This is a genomic window from Geobacillus sp. FSL K6-0789 (assembly GCF_038593135.1).
Lineage (GTDB): Bacteria > Bacillota > Bacilli > Bacillales > Anoxybacillaceae > Geobacillus > Geobacillus stearothermophilus.
On the sequence record NZ_CP151966.1, the window covers coordinates 1697661 to 1709818 of the forward strand.

Genomic DNA, 12158 nt, shown 5'->3' on the forward strand with positions numbered 1-12158 from the left:
CGCTTTTTTGCAGGTTAGGCATTTTCATCGGTTTTGTCATTTTGGATTTTGTTTTGCCGACCTCCTTTGCTGTTATCGCCGGAAACCGGGCCGCGAAGCAAGGCCATCGGATCTTGCGTTGGCGCGTTTTGATTGCGGCTGCCGTTGTTTGGGCGTTTCGTCATGAGCTCCACCTCCTTTGGCTGCCGTTGTCATACGTTTAGCATGGACGATGCCTTCATTCCTATGCATGGTTGTCTACAGCCCAGCATAAAAAAAGCGGGAAGCGTTCGTGTTCCCGCTGCAAGCCGGCCGGATGAAGGCAATCAGTGATTTCGGTTAGTAGGCATATCCGCCCAAGCAGGCACATCCAACAATAATCAACAAAATAAACAGAACGACAATCAACGCAAAGCTGTTTCCATGCCAAGCGCCCATCATGTTCACCTCCTGGTGGAATCTATCGTATTGTATGTCAAAAAAAACTAAAAGAACAGGACGATTGTCGAAACACGAAAACAATCGGCCAAAATGAGAAAAACGCCTTTCATATGTTTCAGCAAGGCGTTTTTTCGGGATGGTTCAAGTGAAATGATTGCATATATTGATTTCATTCCCATTCATAAGGCGTTTCTTGATACACGTAATAGTTCAGCCAGTTGACAAACAGTAAATTGGCATGCGAGCGCCATGTGTTCAGCGGCGGCTGGCTTGGGTCATCATTGGGAAAGTATGATTCCGGGATGCGAATCGGCAGCCCTTTCGCCAAGTCGCGTTCATATTCTTCTTTGAGCGTTGTCGCATCATATTCTGGATGGCCCGTTAAGAAAATGCGGCGCCCGTCGTTCGATGCGACGAGGCAAACGCCGGCTTTGTCAGACATGGACAAAATGGTGAGATCCGGCACTTTTTCGATGTCTTCGCGCTTGACGTCTGTATGGCGGGAGTGCGGCATGCGGAACACATCGTCAAAACCACGCAATAGTTTTACGTTTTTCACTTCCACCGTATGGTTGAACACACCGAAGCATTTTTCCGGCAATGGGTATTTCGGAATGCCGTAGTGATAGTATAAACCAGCTTGTGCCCCCCAACAAATGTGCAACGTTGACGTGACGTTCGTTTTCGTCCATTCCATAATTTCCGTCAATTCTCCCCAATAGTTGACCTCTTCAAACGGCATTTGCTCGACCGGCGCTCCGGTGATGATCATCCCGTCGAACTTGCGATGGCGAATGTGCGGGAAAATCGTGTAAAATTGTTCTAAATGATGTTTGCTTGTCGTTTTCGGCTCATGGGTCGCCGGGCGCAAAAAGGTGACGTTCACTTGCAGCGGCGAGTTGCCGAGCAGCCGCAGCAACTGTGTCTCTGCTTTTTCTTTTTCGGGCATCAAGTTTAAGATGACGATGTTGAGCGGACGGATGTCTTGCGAATACGCCCGTTCTTCGTCCATCACGAAAATGTTTTCTTGTTCGAGTATTTCTTTCGCCGGCAAGTCTTTTGGAATGTTGATTGGCAATGGTGTCCCCTCCGTTTCCGTCTCGTTACTAAATACCTTAATTATAAAAACTTTGTCAACATTCTTCAATTGATTTTTTGACCTTAAAACAGCTTGTGAACAAAAAGGGGGAATCCCGATTGGATCCGACCGCCTTTGACAATTTAAAAACGGTGTTGGAAGGAGCCGTCTATGATGCCGACTTGCAAGGGCGCATTGCCGTCACCGACCGCCGCGATCTCGCCGATTTGGCCCGCCTGTCGCGCGAGTACGCCATTTCCTTTCAACAGGCCGGTGCGCCTGAACCGCCGGTCGTCTGCACGGTGCGGCTTGCGATCGATTTTGCCGAACTGGTGAATGAACGGCTCCATCACGACCAGGCCGGCTGCCGGCTTGCGGTCTCGTTCGCCTTGCCGGTGCGCCGCCTGTCCGTTTGTGCGCTTATCGAAGGAACGCTGCGGACGATTTGGGGCAAGGAGCGAATCATTCGGCAAACGCTCCGCTTTCCGTTTCCGCATGAACGCGGCTCGTATGAAAATGAAGCCGTGGTCGAATTTGCCCGCCTCATTTACGAAGAAAACGCGGCCGATTTACCGGAAATGGTGCCGTATATGATTTCCTCGCTCGAACAGCTGCAGCCATTTGCCGGCCAGTAACGGTGCAAAAAGTGGAAACAAACGAAGAAGTCGGCTATGATGGGGGTGAGGTGAGAACGATGAGTGTGTATGAATTCAGCGTCAAAACGATTCGCGGAGAGGAACAACCGCTTTCCGTCTATCGAGGCAACGTGCTGTTGATTGTCAACACGGCGAGCCGTTGCGGCTTCACCCCGCAGTATAAAGAACTGCAGGAGCTGTATGGCGAATATCGCGATCGCGGGTTTGTTGTGCTCGGCTTTCCGTGCAACCAGTTCGGCGGCCAAGAGCCGGGGACGGAAGAGGAAATTGAACAATTTTGCCAGTTGAATTACGGTGTGACGTTCCCACTGTTTGCGAAAGTGGATGTGAATGGCGATCACGCCCATCCGCTGTTTCAATATTTGAAAGAAGAGGCGCCGGGGGCATTGGGAACAAAGGCGATCAAATGGAATTTCACGAAGTTTTTGGTCGACCGCAACGGCAAGGTTGTAGCTCGTTTCGCACCGCAAACAAAGCCAAGCGAGCTGAGAAAGGAAATTGAAAAGCTGCTGTAAGGCAAGGAGGGGTAACGCTTGCCGTCGATGAGCTGTCGGCAGCCTATCCGCCCGAGCGGCTGGAGCGGATCGTCAACATGTTCCGCCGCGGCGAGCAGGAAAAAACGGTGCAAAAGCGTCCAAGCCTCAAAGTGACGAGCGAGATGCTCGATGACCCGGATTGGCGCAAACGGTATGCCGCGCTCGAACAGATGGCCGAGCCGACCGAGGACGATATCCCGGTGTTGGCCAAGGCGCTCAAGGATGAAAAAATGGCGATTCGCCGCCTGGCGACGGCATACCTTGGCATGATCGGCGGGAAAAAGGTGCCTCCGTATTTGTACAAAGCGCTAAAAGATCCGGCTGTCGCTGTCCGCCGCACTGCCGGCGACTGTTTGTCCGACATCGGCGACCCGGACGCCATTCCGGCCATGATCGAGGCGCTCAAGGACGAAAGCAAGCTCGTTCGTTGGCGCGCGGCTATGTTTTTGTACGAAGTCGGCGATGAATCGGCCTTGCCGGCGTTAAAAGCGGCGGAAAACGATCCGGAATTTGAGGTCAGTTTGCAAGTGAAAATGGCGATCGAACGGATTGAAGGCGGCGAAGAGGCGAAAAGGCTCCGTCTGGAAGCAAATGACGGAAAGTCGAAAAAAAGAGAACAAGACGGAGAAATAAAAAAAGGCACGCCGGCCGGCGCGTCTCTTTCTTTGGCCAAAAAAGCGATTCTTGTTAAGTCGTCACGGTTGTGCTCAAGATACGTTCATTCTATTTGAATGTTCCACGCTGCAGTCACTGACGGCAGCCACTTCATTTTCGGGTTTGCGGCTGTTTCCCAGCCGGCGCTGATTTGGAGGGGCGTCTTCCCCCGGCCATCGGCTTTTCACTTGCCGCTGGCAGCCGTCTTCATTGATTTTTTCGTGCGAAGTATAGTATGCTGATAGCACAACGATGATCATATGGAGGGATGATGGCCATGTCGATGGCATATGAAGAATATATGCGTCAGCTCGTGCAGCCGATGCGCGATGAGCTCGTCCGCGCCGGTTTCCGCGAATTGCGCACGAGTGAGGAAGTCGAGCAGTTTATGGAACAAGTGGAAGGAACGACGTTTGTCTTTGTCAACTCAGTGTGCGGCTGCGCCGCCGGACTGGCGCGCCCGGCCGCGACGCAGGCGGTGCTTAGGAGCGAGAAAAAGCCGGATCATCTTGTGACGGTATTCGCCGGCCAAGACAAAGAGGCGACGGCGAAAATGCGCGAGTACTTTGTCGGCTATGCGCCGTCCTCGCCGTCGATGGCGCTCTTAAAAGGAAAGGAAGTTGTTCATTTTATCCCGCGCGAAGACATCGAGTTTCACTCGATGGAGGACGTGATGGAAAACATTTTGGCTGCGTTTGACAAATATTGTAACTGATGCCTTATGCCTTCCCAGGCCTTGCATACCACTGCCGGCGCCGGGGAACGATAAGGGCGGAGGTGATCGGCGTGCCGAAGCGGAAAAAAGACCGTTCGAAAACGGGCGTCAGCGCCCCGGAGGTGAGGGGACAAGGCACGACGCAAACGGAAACATGCGCCTACGAGCTTGATTCTGCGCGCAAAAAAACGAAAATCGACTGAAAGAAAACGGAGCTCCTGTGCGGAGCTCCGTTTTCGCTGCCGCCGTCAGGCATTGGCGATGCAGCTGTAAATGAAATACAACAACGTAATGAGGCTGGCCGCAAAAAAGATGGTTGTCATCGCTGTTTTCCCGCCTTTCTGTCTATGTTTTCCCCTTGAACATATGATACACTATTCATGTAATCATAGTATATACCAACCAAAAGTGAAAAGGAAAAGCGGTTTTTGTTTTGGCAAGGGAGAGGAAAGACGATGAAAAGGGCGAAACGAATGAACGCATTTTCTGCATCGATTTTTGCCGAATTGGCGGCGTATCGCCAACAGCGGTGCCATCTTCATGACGAGTGGATCGATTTAAGCGTCGGCAGCCCGGATTTGCCCCCGGCGCCGTTTGTGCGTGAGGCGATCGCCCGCTACGCCAACGAGCCGAATGCGTACGGCTACACATTAAGGGGCATTCGCGAGTTTCGTGAAGCGGTCGCCGACTATTATCGCACGGCGCATGGCGTCGTGCTCGATCCGGAGACGGAAGTAACGTACGTCATCGGATCACAGGACGGGCTCGTGCATTTGCCGATGGTGTTCGCCGACCCGGGGGATGTCATTTTATTGCCGGATCCCGGGTATCCGGCGTATGCGGCGGGGGTGGCAATGGCGGAAGCGGAGCCGTATTTTCTGCCGCTGAGGGAGGAAAACCGCTTTTTGCCGGATTTGCGTGCGATCCCGGAGGACATTGCCAAACGGGCGACAATCATGTTTATCAACTTCCCTGGAAATCCAGTTCCAGCTATAGCGACAGAATCGTTTTATCGCGAAGTGGTCGAGTTTGCGAAGCGGTACGATATTCTCGTTGTGTCCGATTTTGCTTACGGCGAGCTGTATTATGACGGAAACAAACCGGTGAGTTTTCTTTCTGTTCCAGGCGCAAAGGACGTTGGCGTGGAGATCAATTCGTTGTCCAAAAGCTACAACATGGCCGGCTGCCGGGTCGGCTATTTGTGCGGAAATGCCGAGGTGATTCGCACGTTCGCCGAGTTTAAGTCGAATTTGGATTATGGAGTCTTTTGGCCGATTCAAAAAGCGGCGGCCGAAGTGCTGCGTCATGGGGCCGACTTTTGCGCCGAAAGCCGCGCGATCTATCAATCGCGCCGCGATGCGCTCGTTGACGGGTTGGCCGACATCGGCTGGTCGGTTGACCGTCCGCAAGCCGGTATGTTCGTGTGGGCGAAAATTCCGGACGGCTTTACATCGCTTTCGTTTGCGAAGGCGCTCATCGACCAAGCGGGCGTCGTCGTCACGCCCGGGCACGCGTTTGGGCCAAGCGGCGAGGGCTATGTGCGCATCGCCCTCGTCCAGCCGGAGGCGGTGTTGCGCCGGGCGGTCGCCAAATTAAAAGCGACCGGTTTGTTTGCGTCTTTAGCCGCTGATCGGCGGTAGTGGGAGGTGAAGGCGATGAAGCTGCCGTCTTGGCTTCGAAAAACGCTTGTTGCCGCCATTACCGTCTGCACGTTTGGACTCGTCACACCGCCCGCTTCGCTGCTCGCGGCCAAAGAGCCGCCGTCAGATGACGCCCCGTCTCCCGATTGGAAGCATTCCCAAGCAGACCATGCGGCAGAAGCTGTTTCTGTTTCGTTAACTCGTGAACAGTTTATCGAAGAGACGATGGAAAAGGCAGTGGCGCAGTCGTACGAAAAGTTTGGCCGCAAAATCGCCCCGGTTATTGAAGATGAATTTCGCACCGTCATCTTGCCGCGCATCGAAGAGGTGATTGCCGGGCTGGCTGAACGCTGTCCGGAAGAAGAGCTCCGTTATTTGGCCGTATCGGAAAATCCGTCCGGCGGGCAAGGGGAACGCATTTTCCATATTTACCGCGCCGATACGGCAGAAGATGTCATTCGCTTCCACGTCCGCCGCGAACATCCGCCGCAGGACGGGTACTGGTTTCAATTTCACTATCATACTTGCGATGATGGCTTTCAAGCTCACTATGAACTCGGGAAAATCTACTGGTCCAAAAATACGCCGCCGAATTGGCGCACATAAACCGCTTGCGGTTCTTTCCTGATTTTGCGCGTTTTTCCCTGCTTCGTTCTATGATATCATTTTCATAGAATAAAAGAAGCGGGGGAATACCATGAAACGATTGTGGACTAGTTTGTTGGCAGCGCTGTTCGCGATTCCGCTTCTATCGCTTTCGCCGTACCCGGCCGCCCACGGCGTGCTGCTTCAAGAAAGCGGCCTTGATCTTCGGGACATTCCGTCCCGTGACGTGCTCGGCCGCATTGTGATCGTGCCCGAGACAGCGTTTCCCGCTGCGGAGGCGAACAAGACCATTCAGACGCTTGCCCGCATAGATCGCAGCATTTTAGAGCAGGCGGCTGCTCATCATATTTACATTCAGCTGTTGACAGGCCCTATTACGAATGAACCGACAGCTCGCCACTTGCGTGGGAAAACCCCGCGCGGCTATGCGCCGGGATCCAAAACATGGGATGACGTGCCGGGCATCGGCGGGTCGCATTTGGTGCTCGTCCGTCTCGGCCATAGCGAAAAAGGGAAAGGACACGGCTCGGTCAATTTGGAGCTGCATGAGTTTGCTCATTCGCTCGATTACATCGTATTTGACCGCATTCATGAAACGGACGAATTTCAAGCGATTTGGCGGGAGGAGGCGCCGCGGCTTTTTCCTGGCGAATCTTATTTTTTGACCTATCCAGAAGAGTATTTTGCCGAGTCGTTTGCCTATTATTACGCAAGTGAAGAGACGCGGCACACGCTGCGGGCGGTAGCGCCGAACACATACGCATTCATCCGTGGATTGGCGGAGCGGGCCTCGTAAAAGGCTCGTTTTTTTTATCTTAATTAGGCGAGAAGACTCCCACTTCAACGAAGCGAAGCGGAGTAAGTGGGAGATGAATCGCCTTAACTATATTTTGCTGAAAATAGGATAGACTCCCATGACAAAAAAATTTCGTCACCATCGGAAGGATGAAAACAACCTTCTGTCGAATGGTCTCCTTGCAGCTGGGGTCATGAGGTCGTTGTATCTATGGTACGTAAAAGTCCGAAGGATAGACAGACCCCAGTAGTCTGGTGCACCACGGAATGTCGCTCCCTTGAGGGAAGCACGCAGGATAGAATGCTTGAACAAAGGCTGCTGCACCAGCTGTTTTTGAGAACGAAGCAGGGAGGAAGACCGATGCGCGTCTTGTATGAACGCTGTTGCGGATTGGACGTGCATAAGCAATCGATTACGGCTTGCGCCCTTACCCCTGAAGGAAAAGAGATTCGCACGTTTGGTACGCTGACCGACGATCTCGAGGAGTTGGTGGATTGGCTGAAAGAAAAAAGGTGACGCACGTTGCCATGGAGTCGACGGGCGTATATTGGAAGCCAGTGTATAATCTCCTCGAAGCAGAGCCGATCGAAGTGCTTGTCGTCAATGCCCAACACATCAAAGCGGTTCCCGGGCGAAAGACCGATGTCAAAGATGCCGAATGGATCGCGGACTTACTTCGCCATGGATTGCTAAAAGGGAGTTACATCCCTCATCGGGCTCAGCGGGAGCTCCGGGAACTGGTCCGTTATCGGCGCAGTTTGATCGAGGAACGGGCACGGGAGCTCAACCGCATCCAAAAAGTGCTGGAAGGAGCCAATATCAAGCTTTCTTCGGTCGTATCCGACATCAACGGGATGTCGGCCCGGCTCATCATTCGCGCCCTTATCGAAGGAAAGGACGATCCGGCGGCCCTCGCCCAGCTCGCCAAAGGGCGGCTGAAACAAAAAACGGAAGAGCTCCGGCGCGCATTGAAAGGAGTGATGGGGCCGCATCAACGCATGATGCTGGCCGAGCAATGGCGTCATGTGGAGTATTTAGATGAAGCGATTGCCCGGTTGGATCGGGAAATCGAGGAACGAACGAGCCCTTTTCATGAAGCGCTGGAGCTCATCGATACGATCCCGGGAGTGGGGCGGCAAAGCGCGGAACAAATTGTAGCGGAAATCGGGACGGATATGAGCCGGTTCCCTACCGCCGCGCACTTGGCCTCATGGGCCGGAATGGCTCCCGGGAATCATGAGAGTGCAGGGAAACGGTTGTCAGGTCGAACGAGGAAAGGGAACAAGAAGCTGAGGTCGTGCCTCGTGGAATGCGCCCGTGCCGCCGCCCGAACGAAGAACACGTACCTATCGGCCAAGTATCATCGGATCGCCAAACGAAGAGGAGCGAATCGAGCGAGTGTCGCGGTCGGGAGAACGATTTTAGAAATGATCTATTACATCTTAACTCGAAAGGAACCGTATAGAGAGTTGGGAGCCGACTACTGGGATCGGCAGCGAGAAGCGAGCATCGTGCGTCAAACGGTGAAACGATTAGAGGGGTTAGGGTACGAAGTGAAACTAGAAAAAACGAGTGCATAGCACTTATTAACCATATATATACTGAAATACCTTCCTTTGGAATACGATTCCGAAGGCTAGGTGGGCTCCGTTTTTTGTCTTAAATGGTGTTTTCAGGATAGATTCAGTAAAATATAGTATAATATAGTTAGATGGGAGGTGAAAAAATGTATTTTTGTATCAAACAACAGCTAAATGGTTTGACCAAAGAAGAATACTTGACTCTTCGAGAACTGTGCCATATTGCCAAGAACATGTACAACGTCGGATTGTACAATGTCAGACAATACTATTTTGAACACAAGGAATTTCTTAATTATGAGAAAAACTATCATCTTGCAAAAACTAACGAAAACTATAAGCTGTTAAACAGCAACATGGCACAGCAAATTTTAAAAAAGGTCAATGAAGCCTTTAAATCTTTCTTTGGTTTGATCAGTCTTGCCAAACAAGGAAAATATGACCACAAGGCTATCAGTATTCCAAAATATCTTAAAAAAGATGGCTTTCATTCACTGATCATTGGCCAGATTCGTATAGACGGCAACAAATTCACGATACCGTATTCTCGCCTATTTAAAAAGACTCACAAGCCTATCACGATAACGATTCCGCCTGTGTTACTGGACAAAAAGATTAAGCAGATTGAAATCATTCCTAAGCATCATGCCAGGTTCTTTGAGATTCAGTACAAATATGAAATGCCTGAAGATCAAAGAGAATTAAATGACCAAAAAGCACTGGCAATTGATTTAGGATTAAACAATGTTGCCACTTGTGTCACATCAGACGGCAGATCATTCATCATTGATGGGCGGAGATTAAAAAGTATAAATCAATGGTTTAACAAAGAAAATGCCAGACTTCAAAGCATAAAAGATAAGCAAAAAATCAAAGGCACCACTCGTAAACAGGCTTTGCTTGCTATGAATCGCAATAATAAAGTGAATGATTATATCAACAAGACTTGCCGTTACATCATTAACTACTGTATTGAAAATCAAATTGGCAAACTTGTCATTGGCTATGCGGAAACATGGCAACGCAATATGAATCTAGGAAAAAAGACAAATCAAAACTTTGTCAATATTCCTCTCGGTAACATAAAAGAAAAACTAGAATATCTTTGTGAATTTTACGGCATTGAATTCTTGAAACAGGAAGAATCCTATACGTCTCAAGCCAGCTTTTTTGACGGCGATGAGATTCCTGAATATAATGCCGACAATCCAAAAGAATATAAGTTCAGCGGCAAACGTATTAAGCGCGGCTTGTATCGAACAAAGTCTGGCAAACTAATGAATGCTGATGTCAATGGCGCATTAAACATCTTAAAGAAAAGTAAAGCTGTAGACCTGAGTGTCTTATGCTCTAGCGGCGAAGTGGACACGCCTCAAAGAATAAGGATTGCTTGAAGCAGTCAAACTTCTTTGGAAGCCCCCACTTCAAATTTTCGCTAGAAAATTAAGTGGGGGTAGTTCACGGACAAGTGGTTCACCATGCGTTGCTTTATGGTATGATAGAGCGTGAGGTGAGGACATTGCGGCAATATTTACAGCTTTTGGAGGATATTTTGGAAAACGGCGTCGAAAAAGAAGACCGAACGGGCGTCGGCACGCTGTCGGTGTTCGGCCGCCAGCTCCGCTTCAACTTACAAGATGGATTTCCGCTCGTGACAACGAAAAAATTGCATATCCGCTCCATCATTTATGAACTGCTTTGGTTTTTAAAAGGCGATACGAACGTCCGCTATTTGCAGGAGAATGGCGTGACGATTTGGGACGAGTGGGCGGACGAAAACGGCGATCTCGGCCCGATTTACGGCGCGCAATGGCGCTCGTGGAAGGGAGCAGACGGGAAAACCATCGACCAGATCGCATGGGTTGTCGAAGAGATCAAACGAAATCCGCATTCACGCCGACTGCTGGTGAGCGCTTGGAATGTAGCGGAATTGGACGAGATGAAGCTGCCGCCGTGCCATTACGCCTTCCAGTTTTACGTCGCCAACGGCCGGTTGTCATGCATGTGGCAGCAGCGCTCCGTTGATACGTTTTTAGGGTTGCCGTTTAACATCGCGAGCTACGCGTTGTTGACGCATATGATCGCCCAGCAGTGCGACCTCGATGTCGGCGAACTCATTTTCACCGGCGGCGACGTCCATTTGTACAAAAATCATCTGGAACAAGCGAAACTGCAGCTGACGCGCGAGCCGCGCCCGCTGCCGAAGCTCGTGATCAAACGGAAGCCGCCGTCTATCTTTGACTATGAATACGACGACTTTGAAATCGTCGGCTACGATCCGCATCCGGCGATTAAAGCGCCGGTGGCGGTGTGAAGGGGAGAGCGCGATGATGTCGCACATTGTGGCGATGGATGAAAACCGGGTGATCGGCAAAGACAACGGTTTGCCTTGGCATTTGCCGGCTGATTTGGCGTATTTCAAACGGGTGACGATGGGGCATGCCATCGTGATGGGGCGAAAAACGTTTGAGGCGATCGGCCGGCCGCTTCCCGGCCGGGAAAACATCGTCGTCACGCGCAACCGTTCGTTTCGCCCGGAAGGCTGCCTTGTGCTTCACTCGCTCGACGAGGTGAAACAGTGGGCCGCCGGCCGCAACGATGAAGAGGTGTTTATCATCGGAGGAGCGGAACTGTTTCAGGCGACGATGCCGCTTGCCGACCGACTGTATGTGACGAAAATTTTCGCCTCGTTCCCTGGCGATACGTTTTATCCGCCGATTTCCGAGCAAGAGTGGGAGATCGTTTCATATACGCAAGGAACGATCGATGAAAAAAACCGATACGATCACGCCTTTCTCATTTATGAGCGAAAAACAGGGCGCGCTTAGCTTTTGGCTGGGCGCGTCTTTTTGCATAGAAGCGGGGCGAACAAGGAACGATAACAAGTAAGACCCAACAATGGAAATGGAGGAAGACAAATGAAGCATATCGTTCCTTTTATCGTCAAGCTCGCCGCTTGGAGCGTCGTCTTATTTTCCATGTTTACGATCTTCAACGTCCCGCTTTCGTTGATTTCGCTCATGACGGTCATCACGGCGCTCGTGTCTTACGTCATCGGCGATGTGTTCATCTTGCCGCGCGTCGGCCATTTTGTTGCTGCCGCACTTGACGTGCCGCTTTCCTTTTTGTTGATTTGGCCGTCCAGCTTTGCCCTCATTGCCCCGTCCGTCAACGTGGCATACGGCGCATTTTTCAGCGCCTTGGCGATCGGGGCGGTTGAAGCGTTTTTCCACTTGTATATGGAAAGCCATGTTCTCGAAGAGGCAAGGAGGGAAGAAGAGCACCGCTGGTATGATGAAGGAAGATGGGCAACGGAATTTGCCGAGGAAGAAGAGTTTAAAAAAGAGGACGACCGGACATAGCGCCGGTCGTTTTTTCGGTCCGCTTGCGCATGAACGAGCCGTTCGCTATGCCTGTATTGGCCGAGTGGAAGAGGTTTCTAGAAGCTCATCCGATGACGTCAAGCTAGGACCTCGG

14 protein-coding genes and 2 pseudogenes are annotated in these 12158 nt (G+C 51.3%); 13 read left to right on the top strand and 3 right to left on the bottom strand.

What is annotated here, in order from left to right; all coding sequences use genetic code 11:
• Positions 1-14: 14 nt before the first annotated feature.
• The 3 genes from NSQ51_RS08825 to metA form a co-directional block, all read right to left on the bottom strand.
• Positions 15-164, bottom strand: coding sequence for a hypothetical protein (locus NSQ51_RS08825; RefSeq protein WP_162839646.1), 150 nt, complete (start codon positions 162-164; stop codon positions 15-17).
• A gap of 154 nt (positions 165-318) precedes the next feature.
• Positions 319-417 (bottom strand): YjcZ family sporulation protein, encoded by a 99-nt coding sequence (locus tag NSQ51_RS08830; RefSeq protein WP_011231280.1) that lies wholly within the window; start codon positions 415-417, stop codon positions 319-321.
• A 172-nt stretch (positions 418-589) separates the two neighbouring features.
• Complete coding sequence (metA, locus tag NSQ51_RS08835; protein ID WP_033014069.1) at positions 590-1498, bottom strand: homoserine O-succinyltransferase; 909 nt, start codon at positions 1496-1498, stop codon at positions 590-592.
• 119 nt (positions 1499-1617) lie between these two features.
• Between metA and NSQ51_RS08840 the strand changes: the two genes are divergently transcribed.
• The 13 genes and pseudogenes from NSQ51_RS08840 to NSQ51_RS08900 all read left to right on the top strand — a co-directional run bounded on the left by NSQ51_RS08840 (position 1618) and on the right by NSQ51_RS08900 (position 12043).
• Positions 1618-2133: a hypothetical protein gene (locus NSQ51_RS08840; RefSeq protein ID WP_049624522.1), complete on the top strand. Its 516-nt coding sequence runs from the start codon at positions 1618-1620 to the stop codon at positions 2131-2133.
• Between the two features lie 59 nt (positions 2134-2192).
• Positions 2193-2669, top strand: coding sequence for a glutathione peroxidase (locus tag NSQ51_RS08845; protein ID WP_033014177.1), 477 nt, complete (start codon positions 2193-2195; stop codon positions 2667-2669).
• A gap of 23 nt (positions 2670-2692) precedes the next feature.
• Positions 2693-3323 (top strand): annotated as a pseudogene (locus tag NSQ51_RS08850) (HEAT repeat domain-containing protein); the annotation flags it as partial.
• 298 nt (positions 3324-3621) lie between these two features.
• Entirely contained in the window at positions 3622-4059 is a 438-nt protein-coding gene (locus tag NSQ51_RS08855) for a BrxA/BrxB family bacilliredoxin (RefSeq protein ID WP_033010047.1), read from the top strand.
• A 71-nt stretch (positions 4060-4130) separates the two neighbouring features.
• Positions 4131-4262 carry a YuzL family protein gene (locus NSQ51_RS08860; protein WP_080706497.1) on the top strand — a complete coding sequence of 44 codons (132 nt, stop codon included), beginning with the start codon at positions 4131-4133 and terminating at the stop codon, positions 4260-4262.
• A gap of 252 nt (positions 4263-4514) precedes the next feature.
• A complete protein-coding gene (locus NSQ51_RS08865) occupies positions 4515-5699 on the top strand; it encodes an LL-diaminopimelate aminotransferase (RefSeq protein ID WP_049624521.1) in 1185 nt (394 codons plus the stop codon).
• A 15-nt stretch (positions 5700-5714) separates the two neighbouring features.
• The gene (locus NSQ51_RS08870; protein WP_033014071.1) at positions 5715-6305 is read left to right on the top strand and encodes a YpjP family protein; all 591 of its coding nucleotides are present in this window, start codon (positions 5715-5717) and stop codon (positions 6303-6305) included.
• Positions 6306-6396: 91 nt separating this feature from the next.
• The gene (locus tag NSQ51_RS08875; protein WP_033014073.1) at positions 6397-7101 is read left to right on the top strand and encodes a hypothetical protein; all 705 of its coding nucleotides are present in this window, start codon (positions 6397-6399) and stop codon (positions 7099-7101) included.
• A 360-nt stretch (positions 7102-7461) separates the two neighbouring features.
• Positions 7462-8681, top strand: a pseudogene (locus NSQ51_RS08880) (IS110 family transposase).
• A 146-nt stretch (positions 8682-8827) separates the two neighbouring features.
• Positions 8828-10075 carry a transposase gene (locus NSQ51_RS08885; protein ID WP_339239157.1) on the top strand — a complete coding sequence of 416 codons (1248 nt, stop codon included), beginning with the start codon at positions 8828-8830 and terminating at the stop codon, positions 10073-10075.
• Positions 10076-10200: 125 nt separating this feature from the next.
• On the top strand, positions 10201-10995 hold the full coding sequence (gene thyA, locus NSQ51_RS08890; RefSeq protein WP_033014075.1) for a thymidylate synthase: 795 nt from the start codon (positions 10201-10203) through the stop codon (positions 10993-10995).
• 13 nt (positions 10996-11008) lie between these two features.
• Positions 11009-11509: a dihydrofolate reductase gene (locus tag NSQ51_RS08895; RefSeq protein WP_033010007.1), complete on the top strand. Its 501-nt coding sequence runs from the start codon at positions 11009-11011 to the stop codon at positions 11507-11509.
• A 90-nt stretch (positions 11510-11599) separates the two neighbouring features.
• Positions 11600-12043 carry a YndM family protein gene (locus tag NSQ51_RS08900; protein ID WP_033014076.1) on the top strand — a complete coding sequence of 148 codons (444 nt, stop codon included), beginning with the start codon at positions 11600-11602 and terminating at the stop codon, positions 12041-12043.
• Positions 12044-12158 lie beyond the last annotated feature (115 nt).